This is a genomic window from Humiphilus diazotrophicus (assembly GCF_059726315.1).
The window spans coordinates 6,999,128-7,023,694 of record NZ_AP040870.1; the positions used below are offsets into that span (position 1 = coordinate 6,999,128).

Here is a 24,567-nt window from a genome sequence, read left to right on the forward strand (position 1 = left end):
GTTTGAGTGGTGAGAGTGAGGGCCCCGGGAATGCTGGAGAATACCGGATCTGTTGAGCAGCGGGTTGTGCATCATCTTTTGTTGGTAGACGATGAGCCTCCACAAGTGTGGCTGTTAACACGTATTCTCAAGAAGGTGGGCTATGAAGTTACTGGTTTTCATGATGCGAATCAAGCTCTGGAAGCCTTTAGGCAAAACCCTTGCGCTTACGATGCCGTAATCAGCGATCTTTGTATGCCGGGATTCTCCGGCTTCGATCTGGCCAGATCTATTCTCGAAGTGCGGGCCGATATTCCTGTCGTTTTGACCACCGGCTATGTTAGAGAAGAAGATCAGGCCCTGGCTGTCGAAATCGGTGTACGACAATTGTTACTGAAGGGCCACACCATCAGTGAATTAGGTACCGCGCTGCAAAGCATTCTTGAGAAACCTCAATGCTGAATCGGATTCGGTTTCTTGAGTCTCCGCCTGTAATCTAGCTCTGCTTCAACGCGTCATCTTTTCGATGGCACCAGTCGTTATGCCGCTGCCGAGGATCTGGCGTATGGCTTCCTCCAGAACTTCATCCCGTTGGTTGCGAATCCCTTCAATTGTCGGCATCACTGTTTTATCCGGGACAATCCCTATCCGTTGTGTCGGCCTGCTGTCTGGGTAAAAGACTCCGATACCGCTGATGGCTGAACGCAGAGATCCAGGTAAGGGAACCTCCGATACATTACCGTCGGCACCGGCCGTGGTGCTTCCAATTACGACAGCGTTCGGAGAAGCTCGAAGTGCCATGGCTGTGTATTCGGCTTGGCTTACCGTTAATTCATCGACGAGGATAACCACTTTGCCTGCGTAGTGAGGTGTTTCCGGCTCGAGGGCGATGCTGGCTATCCAGTGGAAGGCTCCGGGATTCGATAAGTCTGCAGCTGTCAATTTCGCGAAGCTTGTGGGCTTTTCTACCAAATGCGAGCCTAGTGAGAAGACGGAGAAGGTAGAGGGATAGTTACGGATATCGACGATGAGCCCCTTCGCATTTGCTGCTTGCCGGAGGTATTGATCGACACTGTCGCTCTTCAGTGTGGACAACTTGAGATACGCCACCTGATCGGAGAGCATGCGGAAGCTTTCTCCCGGCATGTCATGCGTATGTCGGCTAGCTGAAATCTGGGCGGAGGGAAGCCGGTTTCCTTTAATGCTAAGGTTCTTAGTTCCGCGAAGAATGCCTACGGATACAGATCCGCAGGGTCCATTCGTCATCGAGTTTGCTATGTCGCGTAACTGGGTAGCCTCATTGGAGTCGGCATAATAAGGCGACCATGATTTCAGCAGCTTGTCGATTGGTTCTCCATCGAGCGAGGTAATGATGTCGCCTACCTTGAAGTCCGGCGGAGAGGTCGTAAATGCGGTGACCAGACGCGTGATGACGGCCTTATGGTCGATAAACCGAATTGAGAGCGGCATCCAGCAGTCGCCACCCGGCGGGCGTACTGACAGAGAACTCCACAGGTTTGCATGAGTATCGTGAACCTTGGCGATAAGTGCCATCATCTCCCGCTGATACTCAACCGAGGATGGGGCCAGCGCGATTCTCGGCAGGAAGTCATGTAGAACGCTGTCCCAGTCTTCCCCTACAACGTTCCGGTTCGGATACCAATATTCAATGATGTTCCAAAAGCGATACACTGCCAGGATCTGGAAGCCTGCATCGGGGAACCTTACACGCTCATAGCTTTGCTCGTGATCGAAGGAAGGATTCTCTATCTCCGAAACCAGCGAAAGATAGAATTGCTGGTGCGGTACACGATTTTGATAGATGAACTGCAGCATTCGGGCGAGGTCCCGTCCGAGTAGAGCTTCGTTCGAGATCCAGGCTAGATTCGGTTTGAGCTGAAGGTCTGCTTCTTCCAGTTTTGCGCAGTGGGAACACGGAAGCACTCCGTCCATTCCCTGAATCCAGTGGAGCAAGGCAGCTTGAGCCGCAGAGTGATCCGGCGCTGCAAGGATCGAGGGCAGAATGCCGAGCAATTCATAATCCCATTGCAGCTTGCCCGCTGTAACTTGGGGGTGGTGATACTTCAGGAATCCCCAGACCTTTCCGAGCAGCACCAGGTTATCGATCTGAGTCGGCGTAAGATCTGCAACCACAAGTTTGGAACTCTTATCGAAACGATGAGCGCTTACAGAGTCGGCCTGGAACTCTTGTGTCTCCTGAGGGCGTGCTCGATCGAAGGGAGAAGCGTGGTTCTGTCCGAATGGAAAGGCATAGAGAGTATGAACCGCTAAGGAAAGGAATCCGCAGACTGCCACTAGCCGCATCTTACGCATGGCACAACATTATATACACATGGATTGCTTCTACTTGCTACAGCGGCTCCGAAAACTTGATCTGATTTCCGTAGCTGTCTTCGATGCGGAATTCCCGATTTCCCCAGGGCTTGCGGGTGATCGGCTGCGAAATGCGCGCGCCGCGGTCATGTAGTTCGCTATGCAGCATCTCAAGGTCTTCCGTGAAGATGTGCATGGAAACGGGAGGATGTTTCTCGGGCTCGTTACGGAAGAGATGAATGGCAATGCCGTCTCGTTCGACGATGGCATAGTCGCCGCTCGGCATCTGCATTGCAACCTGAAAGCCCAGCTTGTGACGATAATACTCAACCGCGTCCGGCAGGTTCGAGACGGGTATTTCGGGAGCAATTCGTGTGAGCTTCGCCGCCTTCAGCTTCATCTGGACTCGTCCTCCGAGCTTAGCCTCGAATCTTGAGCGCGGGAAGAGAGCAAAGTCAACAACTGTATTCCCGGAAGCGGAAATGCTGTTCTCCGGGGTGTCGCCCCTGCAGAAGTTTGAACCTGCCGTCCGTGCTGGAGCATCAGTATTCATGAGCCATAAGATTTCGATCCTGACGGTCGATGTCACATTCCGGCGGGTGATCTGTTGCATTCTCTTTTGCCCCGAAGCTGTTGATTCTACAGATGTACGCCGACGCCTCGAGAGTTTGAGCAACCGGGTATCCTTTGTTGCGGAAGTTGTACCGGGAACAAACACTGAGGCTGGCTCGTAAATATTAAGTAGACCGACAGGAGAGACCAAAGACTCAATGCCGTTGACCCGACTGTCCAAACAGGGCCGAAAACTCCTTCTACTGCCATTCCTGATGACAATGGGACCTATGGTCCTCGCTCAGTCTGCCGTGCCGGTTCACCGGCTCGACGGCAGCGTACTCCAGCCGCAGGAGATTGATTCGGAAGTCCAGCGTCTGATGGAGACCGGACAGGTTCCCGGTCTCGCGATTGCGTTTATCGAGAAGGGCAAGCCTGTCTATGTGAAGGCCTATGGCCTGCGCGACGTTGAGCAAAACAAGGCGCTCAACACGGACACCGTAATGTATGGGGCCTCTCTGACTAAATTGGCCTTCGCCTATATGGTTATGCAGTTGAAAGAGGAATCGGTAGTCGATCTAGACCGTTCAATTGCTTCTTATCTCAAGAAGCCTCTTTCCGAATATCCAAAATATGCGGATTTAGCAAATGATCCTCGCTGGCAGAAGCTGACGATTCGCATGTTGCTGGACCACTCTTCCGGCTTTCCGAACTTCCGCTCCTTGAATGACGATGGCAAGCTTGATATCAAGTTCGATCCTGGCACTCGCTATGCCTATTCCGGAGAAGGAATCAATCTGGTTCAATTTGTTCTGGAAGAGGGCCTGGGGCTCGACGTTGGCAAGGAGATGCAGCGGCGGGTCTTCGACCGTTTTGGCATGACGCGAACCAGCATGATTTGGCGCGAAGATTTCGGCAGTAACATATCGACCGGCTACGACGAACACGGCAAGAGGGAAGCACATCATCAGCGTACGAGCGTTCGTGCCGCTGGTTCGATGGATACGACGATCTCCGATTACGCGAAGTTCCTCTCCGGTTTTCTTCGTGGAGAGGGAATCTCCGCTGCCTCCAGGGCGGAGATGTTGAAGCCTCAGCTTTCTATCGTTTCGGCTCATCAGTTCCCGACGCTTCGCAAGGATACCGATCCCGAGAATCAGAAGATCGGATTATCTGCGGGTCTGGGGATGGTCCTCTTTCATGGCCCTTATGGAGAGGTCTTCTATAAAGGCGGCCATGACGATTGGACGGATAATCTCGCTGTCTGTGCCGAGAAGAAGCAGCAGTGTATCTTGCTTCTCTCGAATAGCGTGCGAGGTGAGACGATCTTTCCTGCACTGGTCGAAAGTCTTTTGGGAGATAGCGGCCTGCCGTGGAAGTGGGAATACAATCCTCAAGGCTCCTTGCCTCCAGTGGCATGGATGCAGACCGAAATTCTGGACGATGTGTTGTTCTAGAGTGAAAGCTTCAGTATCGGTAACCGTGCTTCCTAAAGCATCCTGGAGGGATGCTATGACAGTAGCCCCGGGTGTAGCGTAGCGGAACCCGGGGTAACGAGCAAAACATTGCCCGCCCCGGAAGGTGGCGGGGCGAAATCTTTCCCAGTCCATCGAATTCGGATTCGTTCCGCCCCTGCCGGGGCGGATAAATTTATGTGGTTCCTAACCCCGCGTTCCGCTACGCTCCACACTGGGCTATTTTTGTGCGCTCCCTCCGGGAGGCTATTGTTCCATTACTGTTACAGATAATCCCCCATGTCGATTAAGGGAAATTGTCGTCAGCTTACAGAGCCAGAAAGACAATGCAGGATGGGCTCCCAATCGGAGTGTACTGTCCTGTTGGAGTCAGTAGTCCCGAGCTGTGATCGATCTGGAAGCTTGTAATGGCATCGCTCTTCTGGTTGCAGGAATAGAGATAATTCCCCGAAGGATCGATATTCAGATGCCGAGGGAAGTCGCCCAACGTCGATTGATATCCGGTGTATGCCAGCTTCCCGGTTGCGCTGATCGTGAAGATCGATATCGAGTCATGCAGGCGGTTTGCGGCATACAGATATCTTCCATCCGGAGAGACCAGCACCTCTGAGGTAAAGTTCGATCCGGTAAAGCCTGGCGGCAGACTCGATACCGTCTGTTGCGGATCGAGCGCTCCTGAGCCCGAATTAAAGAGGAAGAATGTTAATGTCGAGGATTCTTCCTGCAGAGAGTACATCCACTGTCCATTCGGATGGAAGGCAAAGTGGCGAGGTCCGTCTCCTGCAGGGATAGCGCGAATCGGCATGCTGGCAGGCGTGAGCTTACCCGAGCCGCTATCGAAGCTATTGATATAGATTCGATCCTGTCCAAGGTCGGTATAGAGTACATAGCGATTTCCTGGAGCAGCCTGAATCATATGTGGATGCGGCGCGTCGTGTCCGCTAATCGCGAAATTTCCCGGAGGTCCATCGATTGCGTGAGTAGAGCCGATGGAGCCTGCGTCCTGATGTACATCGGTTGCTTCTCCCAGTGCTCCCGATGCCTGGACCGGAAGTACCGCGATATTGCCACCCATGTAGTTGGCGACGAAGACGTACTTCCCGGAGGGATCGACGCTCAGGTGGGCAGGACCGGCACCCTGAGAACTGACAACGTTGATCAGCTTGAGTGCTCCGCTGGAGCGATCGATAGCAAAGGCGCTTACCGAACCATTCTTGCCGTTGAAGTTTGCGACCTCGTTGGCTGCGTAGAGATATTGTCCGGAGGGGGAGATCGCGAGCCATGTCGGGCTGGCGGATTCTGCTGCGAGCTTGCTCTTCGACAATACCCCGGTCTGCGGATTCATTTCGAGAAGATAGATGCCCTCTCCATTGCCTCCATTTCCAACTGCTCCGGTGTAAGTGCCGACATAGGCCAATATGCGCTGTGAGTAGGAGTTCTGCGCAAATCCACGCGCAATAGCCGTCTGAGCGATGGCGAGAGCCGCAGCTCCCTTTAGGAATCCACGGCGAGAGAGGTTGTTTGGAAGGCTCTGCTCTTGCGTCACTTCGTTCGTCTCCGATCCGATAAGCCGATGGGAAGTTTGATAACGCATTCAGTGTACGAGCTTGGAGGCCAGAGGCCAAATCAAGGCTTCGGAAATTTGGTCGGTGTTGCATATACACTAGCTCCATTGGGCTATACCTATGGCAGACACAACTGAATTCTCCTCGATAGCTTCTACACACTTTCGTTATCATCGTTGGGCTCAGAGTCGGATGCTGGAGCTCCTGCGGACGCTTACTCCCGAGCAACTACAGAAGGATCTCAACACCTCGTACAGGTCGATGTACGGAATGCTGGGACACATGTATCAGGCCGAGAGTACCTGGTCGGCGCGATTGAAAGGGGATGTTGCGCATTCGCTCCTTTCTTCGAATCCTGTGCCGGAAACTTATGCTGCATTGGAAGAGCGATGGAAGCCGCTCCTAGATGAGCTGGTTACTTGTGCTTCAGGCGAAAGCAATTGGGACGAAGAGATCGTCTATCGGACTTCTAAAGGGGATGAGCTTCAGTCGCCGAGATGGCAGGTGGCACTACATCTGGTAAATCATGCTTCGCAACATCGCGGCCAGGTGATGGGAATGCTTCGGCAACTGGGCGGAACACCCGTGAATACAGATCTGATTATCTACTATCGCCAGGAGCAGCAGTGATGAAAGCGGGTGGCGGTGAGTTGGTTTCACTCCCGGAGGGAGCAGTCGATAATAGCCCCGGGTGAAGCGTAGCGAAACCCGGGGTAGCATACAAAATAAATATTGCCCGCGCCGTAGGTGCGGGACGAATGCTTGCTCAATCCAGTGAAGTGAGATTCGTTCCGCCCCATACGGGGCGGAGGTCCATTAAGATTGGGTTACCCCGGGTTGCGCTACGCTTCACCCGGGGCTAGTACCGCAGCATCCCTACGGGACGCTTTTGAGTTGCGATAGCTGGACGGCAATTTAGAGCTCAGCTTTGTCCGGTCACCGATGCCGCGATATTTATGGACCTTTCGGTATAAGTAGCAGCAACAGGAACATTACGGTAAACAGGAGCCGGGCTAGACCAGGATTCGGTCAAAGAATCCTCCATGGACAAGGTTCTTAACCATATCCCGACGATAAAATTCGTGAGGGAAGTCAAGCTCGATGGCGCTGGCGTCATTCAATAGGAGCAGCAGTGATGAAAACGGGTGGCGGTGAGCTGGTTTTACTCCCGGAGGGAGCAGCCGATAATAGCCCCGGGTGAAGCGTAGCGAAACCCGGGGTAACGTACAAAATAAATATTGCCCGCGCCGTAGGTGCGGGACGAATGCTTGCTCAACCCAGTGAAGTGAGATTCGTTCCGCCCCTAACGGGGCGGAGGTCTATTAAGATTGGGATACCCCGGGTTGCGCTACGCTACACCCGGGGCTAGTACCGCAGCATCCCTACGGGACGCTTTTGAGTTGCGATAGCTGAACGGCGTTCTAGAATTTATCTCTGTCCTGTTGCCGAGACCGAGATATTTATGGATCTTTCGCTATAAGTAACAGAAACATTACACAGAGCAAGATTCGATGCTAGACCAGGATGCGGTCGCGGAATCCTCCATGGACAAGATTCTTAACCATATCCTGACGGTAAAAGTCGTGAGGGAAGCCAAGCTCGATGGCGCTGGCTTCGTTCAGTGCCGTAACTTGTTCTGGAGTGAGTTCCAAGGTCAAGCTGGCCAGATTATCTTCAATCTGCGACAGCTTACGCGCTCCGATAATTGGAATTACCGGGATATCACGATAGCGTAACCAGGCGAGAGCGACTTGAGCTAAGGATCGGCCGGTCTGGGATGCGATTTCCTGCAGAGTTTTGACGGTCTTGTCTACGCGCTCCTGCGTGGGCATGAATTGCTTCATCATATCCGCTTGATAGCGCCCATCGCCGTTGTTCCCTGAAGCATATTTACCGCTCAGAACACCGCCTGCGAGAGGAGACCACGCAACGAGTCCCAGGTTGAAGGCTTTCGCCATGGGAATTAGTTCTCGCTCGACGGTACGTTCTACGAGAGAGTATTCGATCTGCAGTCCGGCAAACTTAGACCATCCTCTAAGCTCGGCCAGAGTGTTTGCCTGAGAAACCCACCAGGCCGGTGCGTCTGAGACTCCGACATAAAGAATCTTGCCTTGGCGTACAAGATCGTCGAAGGCACGCATGACCTCTTCAACCGGAGTGACGGAATCCCATATGTGGAGCCAGTAAAGATCGATGTAGTCCGTCTTTAGCCGTTTGAGCGAGGCCTCGACAGAGCGCATCATGTTCTTGCGATGATTGCCCGCGCCGTTCGGGTCTGCAGCGGCGAAGGCATTGGTGTACTTGGTGGCGATGACTACTTCATCGCGATGTTCTTGTGTAAACTCCCCAAGAATGATTTCGCTGGTGCCGTTTGTATACATGTTTGCCGTGTCGAGGAAATTTCCTCCGGCGCTGCGGTAGGCATCGTAGATTTTACGAGCCTCTTCTTTGGGCGCTCCCCAGCCCCAATCTTCTCCAAAGGTCATGGTTCCCAGCGACATCTCCGAAACACGAAGACCGCTATTGCCAAGAAGTCGATAATTCATGGTCATCTCCTAGGTGTCTCGAAATTTAGACGCTGCGACCAGGGGTGTGGTTCCACGGAGTTTGTTAAAGATTGAAGAGGGAACTGCACAATACGCCATACCCCTCTACACCTGGGGATAGTATGGAGGGTCTGTATTGGAAGACTCAGACAGGCGTCCTGGGAAGAGACACCTGTCTGAGCTCGATATATGGATAATGGCGTTCAGCGGATACTGTCGGCCGATGCTCGTTTTATCGGGAAGGGTTGAGCTCGATGGTTATTGTCCCAACACTTCGACAGTATCGACGTTTGACTTACTCGGCGCATAAGTAAAGGTTCCTTCGTAAATGGCGTAGACACCATATTGGCCGGGGGGAAGAAGCAGCGTCATGGATACATCGGGGCTATTAAGGGCGACTCTGCCAAGCAAAGAGGATCCTTCGCATGGGTTACCGTCGTTTTTGCATAACCTGACTGCGCCCTCGGTAACATATCCCAGTATCGAGTTCACAAGTCCAGTCATATGAACAGGCTGTCCTGCGGAGACTATTTGAGGATACAGAAACATGTATATAGTCGTTTCGACGTTGTGAGGGATAGCCGTCGTAAAGGTCTTGGTTGGCGATGTTGCGGTCCAGTGCCCACAGCCATTTGAAAAAGCGATGTTACGAACTCGGAAGGTATATTGAGTGTGTGGCGACAAGTCAGACAGTGTAATGGAGTGATCTGTAGAAGGAACTCTTGTCCATGGACTGGAGAATTGTAAGCCTCCGATGCCGTAATCTACCACTCCTTGCGTGGGAATATCTGTCTTCCAGTTAAATGTTGCGAAGATTGGGGTGAGGACCGGCATGGTAATAGGTCCAATGACAGGTGTGGAGTTTACAGTCGAATCTACATTGAGGATGCAGGATTGGCTGGCTGCATAGAAGCCATCCGAGTTGTATCGGGCCTGTACATAACCTCCCGGCAGGTTTGCAACCGTTGCTGTGTCTTTACGTGTTTGGGTGTACTGAACCAAAACGCCACTGATGGTGTGATTGGTTGAAGAGCTTAGAGCTAGATCAGTCATATCGTTGAAATTCAGATCGGCAGGTTGAATGGCGTCAAATGGTCCGGAGCCAGGAGAATACTTTGTCAAGGGCAGGAGCGTTCCTGGGTTCTTCTCGTCTGTGCGCATGATGCCGACATTTGTTCCATTGTCGATCAGGAGTGCAACATCGAGAATTCCATCCCCGTTATAGTCACCCAAGGCTATAGAGCGGGCACTGCTGGGCAGACTATAGTCCTTCTCCTGCAGGAAATTTCCGGGATGTGCCGGATCATTGAAGAGAAGAGCCAGGCTGCTGGCCTTGGCAAACGCGAGATCCGGGAGTCCATCTTGGTTGAGGTCTCCTGTTGTCAACGAGATGGCTGACGCGGAAAGCAGATAGTTGCCTCCAGACAAGAACTGGCCGGGATGTGCAGCATCGTTTAATAGAACTTCAACTCGGTTTTGTCCTGAGGTAGAGGAAGAAAAGGCAAGATCGGGAAGCCCATCCCCATTGAAGTCCGAGGAGACCAAATCTGTTGGTATAGCACTTAGAGTACGGGTTACCGGAGGTTGAAAGCTTCCAGGATTATTGGGGTCACCAAATAGAAGGCTAATGCTCTGATTGTCATTGCGTATGGCAAAGTCCTGAATCCCGTCGTAATTGAAATCTCCTAGTATTGCCGAATTGACGTTCGGTCCCACAGGGAAAGTTCCACTAGGAATATACGCTCTGCCCTGGGTCGGACGATTGAGGAGGAGATATATACTTCCCGGACTTGTGTCCGTAGGATTATCCGGCCCGAGAAGGACTGCCATATCTGAGTTTCCGTCTCGGTCGAAATCTCCAACTACAATATCGTAGGGACGACCGGGGAGATCGACTTTAAGCGTGAAAGCCGGCCCTGAGACACTATAGAAATAGGGATTTTGGGTGAAATAGATGGTTAAGGTCCCTCCTCCTCCGGACTTCGGTGCAGCCGCAATCAAGTCAGGGAATCCATCGGTATCTATATCGGCTGCTCTCATGACAGCTCCCGTTGGTACTGAATAGGTGAATTGGGGAATAAGTGAGTGTGTCCGAACGGAAGTCCCCTGAACTACTGAACCAATGCTCTGATTTCCTCCCGCGACGGCACTAAATTCGAGGAATCCTTCAAGAGGATTACGTTCGGAGCCATTAATTGTGGCCGTTATCGTATAACCCGCGGAGCTTTTCGTTGTCTCCAATGTCGTTGTGCTTGGAATTGTTCCTATGGTCTTTGCGAGTTGAATGGACGACTTACTCGGGGCATAAGTTGATGTGCCGCTATAGACGGCATATAGTTGTATATCGGATTCGGGGAAATAGCGCAGTAATTCTGCTGTTCCATCACTCTTCAGTTGCGCCACGCCTAATATGGCATTTCCTTCACAGTACTTTGCTCCAGCAAAGCAGAAGGTGACTTGCCCTGTGGTTACTACAGCTCCGCCTGTTGTGACAGAAGCAAAGAGGCGAGCTCCAGTTCCCAAGGATACGGGGCTGGCGGCTACGACCAAGGTTGTTGTCGTTGCCGCGGGGGCCGCATAGAGCGGCAAGGGTGCGATATACAAAAGATACAAAATAAGAACAGCGATTGTAGTAGAAGAAAGGCTATTTAAACGCTGATTGTGATTGCGAGGATCTGAGGATGCGAGGGGGATGGCAGACATGTCGCGACTCCATAGGTTGAGGGCATGACCAGTGGTATTCCAGGTCTTCCCGGGCTTTCGTCTGTCTTGCTATAGGCGGCAGAAAAGTGAGGGGAGAGAACGGCTCGGCTGTGATTCAGCTCTGCGGACAAACGGCGGTATCTACCATTCAAGCTGAGTGCGTGATGTATACCCCTCCACGTGCGCCATAACCATACCACACAAAAGATAGTCGCGATAATTACAAAATGTGTGTAACTGTTAACTCTCATGTAAATAGCGGAGAATAAATGTCTTCATGACAGAAGAGAAATATAGGTGCTCTGAATCTTTTCCATTCCGCAAAAAAGAGACAGGCGGTTCGAAGCGTACCCGCCTGTCTGGGGATAGAAAATCAGAGATAGACTATTGAGCCGTGTTGAAGCTGGCTGTCGGAGAAAGTGTTGTCCAGTGATTGCAACCGCTGAAGAAACCGATAGCGGTTATTTGGTATTGATAAGTTTTCCCGGAGGTAAGACCGGTCAAAGTCACAGTATGGGTTGTCGATGCGTTTTCCCACGGGCTTTGATTTTCACCCGTGGAGGTTAATCCGTATTTTACGTATCCATTGGTAGGGATATTTGTTGTCCAATGAATAGTAACTGAGTTCGATGTGACGTTAGAGACGGTAACTCCACTGATTACAGGGGAGCTTGCCGTTGTACTCGACAAATCAATAGAGCAGGAACTGCTTCCGGAATAGGTATCGTCTCCGGAGTAGTTCGCATGAACAAGGACGTCGCTTCCCTGGCTGCTGACCGTTACGGGAGTGGTGGTCGCACTGATCGTCTCTGTGGTACTGATCGTTACGATCTGCGGGGATGTGGAGGTGAAGAACAGGAATGAGGGCAGAGCACCCGAAGAGAGAGAGGCTGTATACGCGGAGTCGAAGCTGCTCGGTGCGCCGGATAAGGGTTGAGTTGTTTGTGGAAGGAACTGGCCGGGGTGTGCCGGATCGCCGTGGAATATCGTGAGTGACGTATTGTTCAGGGTGGAAAGGTCAAGGAGACCGTCCTCATTGAGGTCACTTACAAAGAGCTGCAATGTGTTTAAGCTGAACGAGGCTGGATAAGTTGTCTGTGATAGGAACTGTCCGGGATGTGCGGAATCTCCGAGCAAGATGCTTACAGTTGTCGGTCCAGTGACTGATAGGGTGTCATTTGCTGTTGCCAGGTCGAGCACTCCATCATTATTGAAGTCGGCGGTGACAACGTTGCGCGGTCGACCACCGGTGGCCAGAGTCGTATGCGGAAGGAATTGCCCAGGATGCGTCGGATCCGCCAGATAGAGCCATAGGTCGTTATTGACCCCATCGATAGCGGCTATATCGGTGATTCCATCTTTGTTAAAGTCGGCGGCGACGAGGGTAAACGGGGTATTAAGAGGATTGGTGCTTCCAGTGATGAACTGGCCTGGATGGGTTACATCATTTAGAAAAACGATAAGCTGGTCATTACCTGATTCTGCGATAACTGCCACGGCGACATCGGGGTATCCATCTCCATTGAAGTCGCCGTGGACCACAGAGTAGCTTCCTCTCGGAAGAGAATAGCTGGGACCCTGGGTGAAATAGCCTGCGTTAGCTGGGTTCCCATAGGAGAGCTGCAGGATTGCATTTCCTCCGGAAGAATTCACTGTAATAAGATCCAGGGTTCCGTCACCATTGAGGTCGACGAGGTCGTAGGGAACTCCGCTATTCGTAAATGGTCCGTATGCAAGATGAAAGTGGCCCGGTAATGAAGGTGTTCCGAGGAAGGTGTAGAAGCCACCGGTTGTGCCGGAAGGAGTTACGAAGGCGGCGACAATGTCCGTTGCTCCATCGTTGTTGAGGTCTCCCGTGACGATGTTACTGTAGAGATCTGCCGGGGCAGAGCTGGTAGCCGGTGAAGAGAAAGCGGTTGTAGCGCTACTGCTGTTGTTAAAGTTTGCAGTTCCCAGTTGTGCTCCGGAGGCATCGGCGATGAACATGACACTTCCGGTTGGGGCATGATTTCCGCTTCCTGATACTGAAGCGGTGAGGGTATATTGCGGTCCATTGCCTGACTTGCTGATGGTCGGCGTGGTCGAGAGCTTCGAAAATTGCGAGCCGAAGCTCTGGACTGCAGAGGAACTGGAGTTGTATGCCCGATCGCCCGTGAAGAGTGCGTAGACAGAGGACGTGAGAGGATAAGCCACCTTCAGTAAAGCAGTACCGTTGCTTTGTAGTTGTGCGGACCCCAGCAGGGCATTCCCTTGACAGAGTTTTGAGGCGCCATCGCAAAACTCCACTAATCCACTCCTGACGCTCTGCCCGCCAGAGGTAACGGTTGCTGTTAAGGGTATAGGCCAGTACCCGCCATCGATCTTTAATGTGGTTTGGGTGGGTGCGTGAGAAGGAAGCGATGTAGTGAAGGTGCTAATCGGTGAGGTCGTTGTCCAATGATTGCAACCATTGGAGAAAGCAACACTCTTGACTTGGTAGTTGTAGCTCGTTCCAGGTGTCAGATTGGTGAGGGTGAAGGAGTGGCTGGTCGATGGAAGCACAGCCCAGGGAGTTGCGTTTCCCAGAGAGGTCGTAACACCATAATCGACCTCTCCATTGGCGACGATGTTTGTAGTCCACTGAATCGTTAACGATGTCGGAGTGATATTTGTAACAGTTAGTCCGCTAATTGCGGGAGCTGCGGCTGCTGGCGCTGAGGCGTTCAGATCGCAGGAGTTTTGTCCTTGGTAATTGTTGTCACCGGAATAAACTGCCTGAGCTATGTTGCCAGGGGTACTGGCAACGGTAATACTTGCGGAGCCGCTCTCGAAGATAGAACCAAGAGCAACCTGGACGGTGTTACTGGACGGAGACCAGAGAACTAAGTCGGAGATGCCGTCTCCATTAAAGTCAATCGAAGGGGTCATTTGGGCTGAAGTGGGCAGGTTGAGGGCATAAGTCACCGGTGCGGAAAGCGTTCCGGGATGAGCGGAACTTCCGTATTGCACCTGAAGGCCATTCGGCGTTGTCTCCGCCACGTCGAGTATGCCATCTCCGTTGAAGTCGCCAAGTGCTGTAGATATCAGTGAATTGGAAAAGGCATAATTCTGTTGGGGTAAGAGTGTGCCGGGGGCAGCAGGATTACTCAACAGGACGGCCATTGACTGGGATTCCGGCACTACGACATCGGGCAAACCATCTCCATTCATGTCGCCGAGGAAGATCGTGCTATTTGTAGTGGAGGATTGTGTTGTAACAGGATAGTTGACGAGTGGCAGGAACTTTCCCGGGTTATTGGGGTCGGCAAGAATAATTGTGACCTGGCCTCCGTCTATCAATCCAAGGGCAAAGTCCAGAAAGCCGTCCCCATTGAAGTCGGCAGTTTTGAGCACATCGGGGAAGTAGTTGCCGAGTGGAACGCTGGTTGGTGCTTGGAAATTTCCAGGTTGAGCAGGATCTCCGAACATGAGCCCGATCGAGCCGGAATCTCCGCCATTGAGGAGTGCCACATCGAGAACTCCATCGCGATTGAAGTCTCCTGCTACGATGCTGCTATTGAACGGTTCGTTACTATCCCAGATCGTGCCTGCAGAGAAAATGCTTCCGGTATGAAGTTGGCCTGGTTGTGCGGGATCGCCCAGAAAGACCTCTATCTTCCCTTGGTCCAGTCCACTGGGATAGCCAGAGCCCAGGAGAAAGACAAGATCGGGGACACCGTCGTTATTAAAGTCTCCGGTAACAACTCCGAAGGGAGATCCAGCGAGGTTATAAGTCACCGGAGGCAGGAATCTTCCTGAATGTGCGGGATCGGCGAGTTGGACATTGAAGGTCCCATTCGCGGCATAGAGTGCCGAGGCGGAAATGAAATCCGGAATGCCGTCATTGTTGAGGTCGACAGTAGTTGCAAAGTCAAATTGTCCCGTGGAAGAGACTGGCAAAGGAGTGAATCCGTAGCTTTTCGTAGAAGCACCCAGACTGCCGGTACCCAACGGCTGGTTTCCACTTGCCGCTACGAAGCGGACATCGCCGGTAATCGCCGGCCTACCTTGTCCGACTACTGTAGCTGTCAATTTCTGGTTTTGGCTTCCTCCGGAGGAGGAGATGCTTGTTGTGCTCGGAAGCTTTCCCTGTATGGTAATAGTCCGAGTGGACGATGTGCTGCCTGCATCGGTTGTAGTTCCACGAAAGATGGCATAAGTACTGTGGCTGCCTGGTGCAAAGGTCTGTGTCAGGGTTGCCGTTCCATTACTGGTCAGCTGTGCCGTTCCAAGAACAGCGGTATCGAGGCAGTGGGGTGCGGCGGCGTTGCAGAATACCACTTGACCGGCTTTGACAGGTGCGCCAGCCGCGGTGACAGTAGCGCGTAAGGTCACAGACGTTGCTGGCGAGCCCGAATTAGAGGCTACATCCAATGTCGTCGTGCTAGCAGTGGCTGCGTGTAGGTCTTGAATAGCCACACAAGAGAGAATCACAAAGACGAGCATGGTTGTGATTCGTTGTAATCCAATTCTTGCCGAGATGGCTCTGCGAGTGATCGAACGAACGGTGCTGGGGGATAACATGAAACATCTCCATTCGAGTTAAGGTTTAGGTTGTACCCAAAAAAATTGGTAAGGCCGGAAAGAGATCTACGGAGGTTTCTTTCCGGCATGGAGTTGGAGTTATCTCGCCGCGGTACTAAAAGTGGCCGTCGGAGAGAGTGTAGTCCAGTGGCTGCAGCCGCTGAAGAAACCGATAGCGGTTATCTGGTATTGATAAGTGTTCCCGGAGGTAAGGCCGGTTAAAGTCACTGTATGGGTTGTCGATGCGTTTTCCCATGGGCTTTGATGTTCACTCGTGGAGGCTAATCCGTATTTTACGTATCCATTGGTGGGAATGTTCGTTGTCCAATGGATGGTGACCGAGTTGGATGTAATGTTAGAGACAGTTACTCCGCTGATTACCGGAGCGCTTGCGGTTGTACTCGACAAATCAATAGAGCAGGAACTGCTTCCGCTGTAGGTATCGTCTCCGGAGTAGTTCGCATGAACAAGAACGTTACTTCCCTGGCTGCTGACCTTGACAGGAGTGGTAGTTGCACTGATCGTCTCTGTGGTATTGATCGTTACGATCTGCGGGGAGGTGGAGTTGAAGAACAGGATTGAGGGCAGAGCACCCGAAGAGAGAGAGGCTGTATACGAGGTATCGGAGCTGCTCGGCGCGCCGGATAAGGGTTGAGTTGTTGGTGGAAGGAACTGGCCGGGGTGTGCCGGATCGCCGTGGTATATCGCGAACGACGTATTGTTCCAGGTGAAAAGGTCAAGGAGACCGTCCTCATTGAGGTCACTTACAAAGAGGTCCTCTACTTCGAAGTTGGACGGGGCTGGATAAGTTGTCTGTGGAAGGAACTGTCCTGGATGTGCGGAATCTCCGAGCAAGATGCTTACATTTGTCGAATTTATCGATCCAGTTCCTGTTTGGATGTAATTTGCTGTGGCCAGGTCGAGCACTCCATCATTATTGAAGTCGGCGGTAACAACGTTGGTCGGTCGACCACCGATGGCCAGAGGCGTATACGAAAGGAATTGCCCGGGATGCGCCGGATCCGCCAGATAGAGCCATAGTTCGTTACGGGTACCATTGATAGCTGCTATATCGGTGATTCCATCTTTGTTAAAGTCGGCGGCGACGAGGGAAAACGGGGAACTAAGAGGATTGGTGCTTCCAGTGATGAGCTGGCCTGGATGGGTTACATCATTTAGAAAAACGATAACCTGGTCAGCCCCTGATTCTGCACTAACTGCCACGGCGACATCGGGGTATCCATCTCCATTGAAGTCGCCGTGGACCACAGAGTAGCTTCCTATCAGAAGAGGATAGCTGGGACCCTGGGTGAAAGAGCCTGCGTTAGCAGGGTTTCCATAGGAGAGCTGAAGGGTTGAATTTTCATAATTTCCTCTGGAAAACTTGATTGCAATAAGATCCAGGGTTCCGTCACCATTGAGGTCGACGAGGTCGAAGGGAGTTCCGCTGTTCGTAAATGGTCCGTAGGCAAGTTGAAAGTGGCCCGGTGAGGAAGGTATTCCGAGCAAGGTGTAGAAGCCATCGGCTACGCCGGAAGGAGCTACGGAGTCGGCGACAATGTCCGTTGCTCCATCGTTGTTGAGGTCTCCCATGACCTTTCTAAAGTAGGTAACTGCAGGGGCAGAGTTGGTAACCGGTGAAGAGAGAGTGATTGTAGCGCTACTGTTGTTGTTAAAGTTTGCTGTTCCCAGTTGTGCTCCGGACGCATCGGCGATGAACATGACACTTCCGGTTGGGGCATAATTTCCGCTTCCCGATACTGAAGCGGTGAGGGTATATTGCGGTCCATTGCCTGACTTGCTGATGGTCGGCGTGGTCGAGAGCTTCGAAAATTGCGAGCCGAAGCTCTGGACTGCAGAGGTACTGGAGTTGTATGCCCGATCGCCCGTGAAGAGTGCGTAGACAGAGGACGTGCGAGGATAAGGCACCTTTAGAAAAGCAGTACCGTTGCTTTGCAGTTGTGCGGACCCCAACAGGGAATTCCCTTGACAGAGTTTTGAGGCGCCATCGCAAAACTCCACTAATCCACTCCTGACGCTCTGCCCGCCAGAGGTAACGGTTGCTGTTAAGGGTATAGGCCAGTACCCGTTCTCGATCTTTAATGTGGTTTGGGTGGATGCGTGAGAAGGAAGCGATGTAGTGAAGATGCTAATCGATGAGGTCGCTGTCCAATGATTGCAGCCATTGGAGAAAGCAACACTCCTGACTTGGTAGTTGTAGCTGGTTCCCGGAGTCAGATTTGTAATGGTGAAGGAGTGGCTGGTCGATGGAAGCGCAGCCCAGGGAGTAGTGCTACCCAGAGAGGTCGTAACTCCATAATCGACCTCTCCATCGGTAACGATGTTTGTAGTCCACTGAATCGTTGCCGATGTTGGAGTGATATTTGTAACAGTTAGTCCGCTAATCGCGGGAGCCACGGCTCCTGGGGCTGAGGCGTTCAGATCGCAGGAGCCTTGTCCCTGGTAATTGTTGTCACCGGAATAAATTGCCTGAGCTATGTTGCCAGGGGTGCTGGCAACGGTAATACTTGCGGTGCCGCTCTCGAAGATAGAACCAAGAGCGACCTGAGCGGTGTTCTTGAGATATGACCAGACAATTAAATCGGAGATCCCGTCGCCATTAAAGTCAATCGAAGGGAAAATTTGGTCCGGAGTGGACAGGTTGAGGGCATACGTGACCGGTGCGGAAAGCGTTCCGGGATGAGCGGAACTTCCGTATTGCACCCGAAGGCCATTCGGCGTTGTCTCCGCCACATCGAGTATGCCATCTCCGTTGAAGTCGCCAAGTGCTGTAGATATCAGTGAATTGGAAAAGGCATAATTCTGTTGGGGTAAAAGTGTGCCGGGGGCAGCAGGATTATTCAACAGGACGGCCATTGACTGGGATTCCGGCACTACGACATCGGGCAAACCATCTCCATTCATATCGCCGAGGAAGATCGTGCTATCTGTTATGGAGGATTGTGTTGTAACCGGATAGTTGACGAGTGGAAGGAACTTTCCCGGGTTATTGGGGTCGGCAAGAATAATTGTGACCTGGCTCCCGGAAGTTAGGCCAAGGGCAAAGTCCAGGAATCCGTCCCCATTGAAGTCGGCAGTCTTGATCACCTCGGGGAAGTAGTTGCCGAGTGAAACGTTGGTTGGTGCTTGGAACTTTCCAGGTTGAGCAGGATCTCCGAACATAATTCCAATATTGCCAGAGTCACTGCCAACGAGGATAGCGACATCGAGAACTCCATCGCGGTTAAAGTCTCCTGCTGTAATGTTGCCACTGAATGCTTGGTTAATGTCATCGATCATTCCCACGGGAAAAATGCTTCCGGTATGAAGCTGACCTGGTTGTGCGGGATCGCCAAGAAACACTTCAATCTTCCCTTGGTCCAGGACACTGGGATAGCCTGAGCCCAGGAGAAAAACAAGATCGGGGACACCGTCGTTATTAAAGTCCCCGGTAACAACTCCGAAGGGATATCCATCGAGGTTATAGGTCACTGGAGGCAGGAATTTTCCTGAATGTGCAGGATCGGCGAGTTGGACACTGAAAGTCCCGTCTGCGCTATAGCTGTTCAAGGCGGAAATGAAATCCGGAATGCCGTCATTGTTGAGGTCGGCAGCAGTTACAAATTCAAATTCTACCGTGGAAGAGGCTGGCAAAGGAGTGAATCCGTAGCTTTTCGTAGAAGCACCCAGACTGCCGGTACCTAACTGCTGGTTTCCACTTGCCGCTACGAAGCGGACATCGCCGGTAATCGCCGGCCTACCTTGTCCGACTACTGTAGCTGTCAATTTCTGGTTTTGGCTGCCTCCTGAGGAGGAGATGCTTGTTGTGCTCGGAAGCTTCCCCTGTATGGTAATAGTCCGCGTGGACGATGTGCTGCCTGCATCGGTTGTAGTTCCACGAAAGATGGCATAAGTGCTGTGGCTGCCCGGTGCAAAGGTCTGTGTCAGGGTTGCCGTTCCATTACTGGTCAGCTGTGCCGTTCCAAGAACAGCGGTATCGAGGCAGTGGGGTGCAGCGGCGTTGCAGAATACTACTTGACCGGCTTTGACAGGTGTGCCAGCCGCGGTAACAGTAGCGCGTAAGGTTACAGATGTTGCTGGCGAGCCTGGATTAGAGGCGACAGCCAATGCTGTCGTGCTAGCAGTGGCTGCGTGTAGGTCTTGAATAGCCACACAAGAGAGAATCATGCAGACGAGCATGGTTGTGATTCGTTGTAATCCAATTTCTGCCGAGATGGTTCTGCGAGTGATCGAACGAATGGTGCTGGGGGATAACATGAACATCTCCATTCGAGTTAAGGCTTAGGTTGTATCAAAAACAATTTGGTAAGGCCGGAAAGAGATTTACGGAGGTCTCTTTCCGGCATGGAGTGGGAGTTATCTCGCCGAAGTACTAAAGGTGGCCGTCGGAGAGAGTGTAGTCCAGTGCGTGCAGCCACTGAAGAAACCGATAGCGGTTATCTGGTATTGATAAGTTTTCCCGGATGTAAGGCCGGTTAAAGTCACTGTATGGGTTGTCGATGCGTTTCCCCATGGGCTTTGATGCTCACCCGTGAAGGCTAGTCCGTATTTCACATATCCAATGGTAGGAATGTTTGTTGTCCAATGGATGGTAACGGAGTTGGATGTAATGTTAGAGACAGTTACTCCGCTGATTACCGGAGCGCTTGCGGTTGTACTCGACAGATCAATGGAGCAGGAACTGCTTCCGCTGTAAGTTTCATCTCCGGAGTAGTTTGCATGAACAAGGACATTGCTTCCTTGACTACTGACTTTGACTGGAGTTGTCGAGGAAGACTGCGTGACATGGTTGAGAATAGTTTCTATCTGATCCCCCGCCGAGTAGAAGAGGAAGTCGGGTAATCCGTCCGCGTTCAGATCTGCAGTTGCAGCTCCTTGACCGGGCGCGTATTGCATGGTGAAGGTTTGTTGAGGCAGGAAGTGCCCCTTGTGTGCGGGATCGCCAAAGAGAACATAGGTTGTGGGGCCGGGAAGCAGAATGTCCTGAAGCCCGTCTCCATTAAGATCTGCGAGAGTTAGTGCCGAGGTAGCCACAAAAGGATAGGAAGTCTTCGGTAAGAATTGTCCTGGATGCGAAGCATCGCCCAGGAGAACATTCACTGTTGTATTTGTTCCGTCGTTTATGTTCGGGGTTACGATATCCAGAATCCCGTCCTGATTAAGATCTCCCACTACTATCGCTTGCGGGGATGGATCGGTTGCATAGGTGGTTGCAGGTAAAAACTGACCGGGATTTGCGGGATTGGCCAGGAAGATTGAGACGTAGCCATCAAAGGTGTCTATGACTGCGATATCGCTAAGACCATCGCGGTTGAAGTCTGCCGAGACGATGCCCAGCGGGGCATAAGTATTAAATACCGGACCGAGGATAAACTGTCCGGGATGGGTTGGATCGTTCAGGAAGATATCGACCTGATCGTTGACGTATTGTCCCTGGAGAGCAATGGCTATATCTGGCAGGCCGTCTCCATTAAAGTCTCCGGTGACGGGGGTATAGTTTCCGGAGGGCAGGGTGATGTTGGTTGGTCCGATGATGAGTTGCCCGGGCTGGCTGGGATCTCCGTAGAGAATCTGCAGAGTTCCATATCCAATTACTAGAGCGTCCAGGAACCCGTCGGCATTGAAGTCGGCTAATAGCTCGGCAGCGCCGGCAGTCTGTATGGGGCGGAGTCCTACGGTGAATTGTCCTGGCTGTCCGGGGACGCCAAGAAAGACTCCGGTTCTCGCTTGGGAGGAGGTGCCGACTTGCACAGATCCGCTTACAACTGCGTCCAGGACACCATCGTTATTGAGGTCGCCCAGGATCGGGCCTGGTCCTTGACCGGTAAGTCCCGAAGGGCTGTAGATGGGGTACAGGAAATCGATGATGCTAGTGCTTTGTCCTAGTGTAGCGGTTGCGAGTTGAGCTTTGGAGGCGTCGGCAATGAAAGCGACTTCTCCCGTTGGAGATGGTCCGCTTACATTGACCGTTGCGGTTAGCGAATATTGTGGTCCGCTTCCGGATTTTGCAATCGTCGTAGTACTTGATCCATTGGATCCTGCGACGGTCACAGTTTGAGCATCGGATTGGCTTGTATTGTAGGCGAGCGTGCCATTGAAGAGTGCGTAGATATTGTGTGGACCTCTCGTCAACAGCGTCCCTATGACTGCGGTTCCAGCGGCAGTCAGCTCAGCCGAACCCAACTTAGCCGGTCCAACACAGGAGGTGGTAGAGCCATCGCAGAAGTTTACTATCCCACGAGTTACAGACTGACTGCCTGAAGTAACAGCTGCTGTCAGAAGGATGGGAGAGCTGGTGTTGGTTGTATTGCTGGAGACCTTCAGCGTCGTCTTGCTTGTCGCATGAGAGGGTAAAGGAGTGGAGAAGCTTGCTATCGGAGAGGTTGCGGTCCAGTGTGAGCAGCCGTTGGCAAAGGCCACACTGTTGACTTGATAGCTATACGTGGTGTTGGGTGAGAGGTTGGTGAGGGTAAAGGAATGCGCGGTGGAAGGCAAATTGACCCAGGGTGTTGCGCTACCCAGAGAACTCGTTGTGCCATAACTCACAATGCCGTTGGCTGGCAGGCTGGTTGTCCAGGTAATGGTTGCGGTGTTAGCCGTAATACTAGAAACTGTGAGTCCGCTGATTACCGGTGTGCCTCCGACAGTGGAAGATCCCAGGATGCACGATCCGTAACCCATATAGTTATCGTCTCCGGAATAGACGGCCTGGACGTAATTGCCGGGTACGCTGGAGGTAGTCGTTGAGGCTGTTGCTGTCTCGGTGATGGATGCCAGGGCTATTGCTACGTAGTCGTTGGCAGAACTTGGAGAGGTGTTTTGGATGATGAATTCAGCCAGATCGGTGAGCCCATCGCCATTAAAATCTCCAGGGCTGATCTCGTTTATGGGGTAGGGGTTTGGAGAAAAGGTCTTGAGTGGTAACAGTGTTCCCGGATGGTTTCCGTCGCCATATAGCACGCCCAGACTCGCACCGAAATTCAGAGGTACGGCCAGGTCCAGATATCCGTCTCCATTGAAGTCGCCTGCAGAAAAGAATGAAGAGGCTCCTGCTGCGGAATAGTCCTTTTCTGCCAGGAAGTTGCCAACGTGAGAGGCATCGTTCAACAACACGCCTACGTTGTCCGTAAAGAAATAGGCGATGTCTTCCAGCCCGTCTCCATTGAAGTCGCCCAATAGCATGTCATAAGACGAGGACGCGAGCTTGTATGTCGTTGCGGGGAGGAATTTCTCCGGGTTGGATGGATCGGCTAATAATATCTCCAAGACTGCGGGAGCGGTGCTGAGCACTGCCAGATCAGTAAACCCGTCACCATTAAAATCTGCTGGAAGTACCCGGATCGGGAGAACTCCGACGGGATAGATAACTTGGCTCCGGAAGGCGCCGCCGTTCCCATATAGAATGCTGACGGTATTGTCGGTATTGTTGGGTACTGCAATATCCAGCATCCCATCGTGATCGAAGTCGGCCGCGACGATGTCGCGCGGATCTGCCCCGACATCGAAAGTTGTTCCGCCGCCCAGGAACTGTCCGGGATGCTCTGGGTCTCCCCACAAAATGTAGACACTACCAGTGTTTAGTGGTGTGGCATAGAGTGGCACGATCAAGACTGCAATGTCTGGAACTCCGTCGCCATCGAAGTCTGCTACCGTCGTGTGGAGTGGGCTTCCCGGGACTGCGTAGCTCACCGGATCGGAGAATTGGCCGGGCTTGCTCGCACTTGATAAGCGAATATCTACGGTTCCGTTCTCCTGATAGGGCTGTGTAAGAGAGATAAGGTCGGGAACGCCGTCATTATTGACGTCAGCTGCCTTCAGGTCTCCCGCATTGCCCCGCACCAGCGGCTGTTGGCTGAAGCCATAGCTCCGTTGCGATGTTCCAAGATTCGCAGAACCCAGAAGATTGTTGCTGTTCCCGGTCTCCAGGAAAGAAACGCTGCCGGTTATCGCCGGTCGTCCATATCCCGAAACCGTTGCGCTCAGATTGTAGTTACCCGAGCCTCCAGAACGTGTAAGGATCGCGGTCGCAGGAAGCTTGCCAGTTACAGTTACATTCTTTGTCGTAGATTTGCTTGTGGCATCGGAAACTGTTCCCTCGAAAAGTGCATAGACACCGTGACTTCCGACGGAAAGGCTGCGTGTGAGCGTTGCTGTGCCGCTTGGTGATAGCGACGCAGTTCCGAGAACGGCTGTGTCGAGGCAATGGGCCGCAGCGGCATTGCAGAACTTTACCAGGCCGGAGGCTACAGCCGAACCCCCGGCAGTAACTGAAACGTTGAAGGTTACAGGCGTTCCCGCGCTAACAGAATTGGCGCTGACTGTAAGGGATGTTGTAGTTGCCGTTGCTGCATTCAGTTTTGGCGTCGCGGCAAAGGTGAGGAGCAGTAGAAGAGGAAGGATAATTTGTCCGGAGCTTCGTAAAAGGTGCCTCCGGGGTTCTTGCGAAGTGGGGGAATTGAGAAACATATTGCATCTCCATTGTGTGTGAAAGTTGTAAGAACAGATTCACAAAATCATGGGATCTGTTAGAGGGTTATGTTTCGTCGATTGTTTACTTCACATTGTCCAGCAGGTCAATTTTGCCTTCTTTCTCGATGCCAGTATGTGTTGCCACCGGAGGAAATCCCTTGTAAACGCGGGGAACCCAAACATAAAGTCCGGTAGAGATCATGATTGACCTCTACTTCGTAAGCCGACCCATTGGGCTGGGGTGCTAAAGCTCTCCGCCTGAGAATGAGTTGCCCAATTATCGTGATCGTGACGGCGCAAAGCTGTGAAGTCGCTCCACCGGAGAGAGCCAGAGAGAGTGAGAGGAGGCTCTTCCCCGCACCTTGCAGCCAACGCAACCGA

11 protein-coding genes are annotated in these 24,567 nt (G+C 52.3%); 3 read left to right on the top strand and 8 right to left on the bottom strand.

Annotated elements, in window-relative coordinates:
- Positions 1-30: 30 nt before the first annotated feature.
- The gene (locus AC6I7T_RS28020) at positions 31-441 is read left to right on the top strand and encodes a response regulator (protein WP_497791122.1); all 411 of its coding nucleotides are present in this window, start codon (positions 31-33) and stop codon (positions 439-441) included.
- A gap of 45 nt (positions 442-486) precedes the next feature.
- Here AC6I7T_RS28020 and AC6I7T_RS28025 read toward each other — a convergent pair whose 3' ends face one another.
- Together AC6I7T_RS28025 and AC6I7T_RS28030 are read right to left on the bottom strand one after the other, a co-directional pair.
- Complete coding sequence (locus tag AC6I7T_RS28025) at positions 487-2,313, bottom strand: S41 family peptidase (protein ID WP_497791123.1); 1,827 nt, start codon at positions 2,311-2,313, stop codon at positions 487-489.
- 37 nt (positions 2,314-2,350) lie between these two features.
- Positions 2,351-2,926 (bottom strand): VOC family protein, encoded by a 576-nt coding sequence (locus AC6I7T_RS28030; protein ID WP_497791124.1) that lies wholly within the window; start codon positions 2,924-2,926, stop codon positions 2,351-2,353.
- 157 nt (positions 2,927-3,083) lie between these two features.
- Here AC6I7T_RS28030 and AC6I7T_RS28035 point away from each other — a divergent pair, with 157 nt between their 5' ends.
- Positions 3,084-4,322, top strand: coding sequence for a serine hydrolase domain-containing protein (locus AC6I7T_RS28035; RefSeq protein ID WP_497791125.1), 1,239 nt, complete (start codon positions 3,084-3,086; stop codon positions 4,320-4,322).
- 325 nt (positions 4,323-4,647) lie between these two features.
- Here the strand turns inward: AC6I7T_RS28035 and AC6I7T_RS28040 are convergent, their stop codons facing one another.
- The gene (locus AC6I7T_RS28040; RefSeq protein ID WP_497791126.1) at positions 4,648-5,886 is read right to left on the bottom strand and encodes a lactonase family protein; all 1,239 of its coding nucleotides are present in this window, start codon (positions 5,884-5,886) and stop codon (positions 4,648-4,650) included.
- A 139-nt stretch (positions 5,887-6,025) separates the two neighbouring features.
- Between AC6I7T_RS28040 and AC6I7T_RS28045 the strand changes: the two genes are divergently transcribed.
- Positions 6,026-6,535, top strand: coding sequence for a DinB family protein (locus tag AC6I7T_RS28045; RefSeq protein WP_497791127.1), 510 nt, complete (start codon positions 6,026-6,028; stop codon positions 6,533-6,535).
- Positions 6,536-7,419: 884 nt separating this feature from the next.
- On the opposite strand, the gene AC6I7T_RS28050 is transcribed toward AC6I7T_RS28045, so the two are convergent.
- The 5 genes from AC6I7T_RS28050 to AC6I7T_RS28070 all read right to left on the bottom strand — a co-directional run bounded on the left by AC6I7T_RS28050 (position 7,420) and on the right by AC6I7T_RS28070 (position 24,183).
- Positions 7,420-8,451 (bottom strand): aldo/keto reductase, encoded by a 1,032-nt coding sequence (locus tag AC6I7T_RS28050; RefSeq protein WP_497791128.1) that lies wholly within the window; start codon positions 8,449-8,451, stop codon positions 7,420-7,422.
- A 258-nt stretch (positions 8,452-8,709) separates the two neighbouring features.
- Positions 8,710-11,154 (bottom strand): FG-GAP-like repeat-containing protein, encoded by a 2,445-nt coding sequence (locus AC6I7T_RS28055; protein WP_497791129.1) that lies wholly within the window; start codon positions 11,152-11,154, stop codon positions 8,710-8,712.
- A 384-nt stretch (positions 11,155-11,538) separates the two neighbouring features.
- Entirely contained in the window at positions 11,539-15,696 is a 4,158-nt protein-coding gene (locus AC6I7T_RS28060) for an FG-GAP-like repeat-containing protein (RefSeq protein WP_497791130.1), read from the bottom strand.
- 99 nt (positions 15,697-15,795) lie between these two features.
- On the bottom strand, positions 15,796-19,974 hold the full coding sequence (locus tag AC6I7T_RS28065) for an FG-GAP-like repeat-containing protein (RefSeq protein ID WP_497791131.1): 4,179 nt from the start codon (positions 19,972-19,974) through the stop codon (positions 15,796-15,798).
- A 99-nt stretch (positions 19,975-20,073) separates the two neighbouring features.
- Positions 20,074-24,183, bottom strand: coding sequence for an FG-GAP-like repeat-containing protein (locus AC6I7T_RS28070; RefSeq protein WP_497791132.1), 4,110 nt, complete (start codon positions 24,181-24,183; stop codon positions 20,074-20,076).
- Positions 24,184-24,567 lie beyond the last annotated feature (384 nt).

What these genes read in the sequence shown, in the direction of transcription:
- AC6I7T_RS28020 (WP_497791122.1), top strand. Translation starts at nt 31, where the DNA reads ATGCTGGAGAATACCGGATCTGTTGAGCAGCGGGTTGTGCATCATCTT.
- AC6I7T_RS28025 (WP_497791123.1), bottom strand. Translation starts at nt 2,313, where the DNA reads ATGCGTAAGATGCGGCTAGTGGCAGTCTGCGGATTCCTTTCCTTAGCG.
- AC6I7T_RS28030 (WP_497791124.1), bottom strand. Translation starts at nt 2,926, where the DNA reads ATGCAACAGATCACCCGCCGGAATGTGACATCGACCGTCAGGATCGAA.
- AC6I7T_RS28035 (WP_497791125.1), top strand. Translation starts at nt 3,084, where the DNA reads ATGCCGTTGACCCGACTGTCCAAACAGGGCCGAAAACTCCTTCTACTG.
- AC6I7T_RS28045 (WP_497791127.1), top strand. Translation starts at nt 6,026, where the DNA reads ATGGCAGACACAACTGAATTCTCCTCGATAGCTTCTACACACTTTCGT.
- AC6I7T_RS28050 (WP_497791128.1), bottom strand. Translation starts at nt 8,451, where the DNA reads ATGAATTATCGACTTCTTGGCAATAGCGGTCTTCGTGTTTCGGAGATG.
- AC6I7T_RS28055 (WP_497791129.1), bottom strand. Translation starts at nt 11,154, where the DNA reads ATGTCTGCCATCCCCCTCGCATCCTCAGATCCTCGCAATCACAATCAG.
- AC6I7T_RS28060 (WP_497791130.1), bottom strand. Translation starts at nt 15,696, where the DNA reads ATGTTATCCCCCAGCACCGTTCGTTCGATCACTCGCAGAGCCATCTCG.
- AC6I7T_RS28065 (WP_497791131.1), bottom strand. Translation starts at nt 19,974, where the DNA reads ATGTTATCCCCCAGCACCATTCGTTCGATCACTCGCAGAACCATCTCG.
- AC6I7T_RS28070 (WP_497791132.1), bottom strand. Translation starts at nt 24,183, where the DNA reads ATGTTTCTCAATTCCCCCACTTCGCAAGAACCCCGGAGGCACCTTTTA.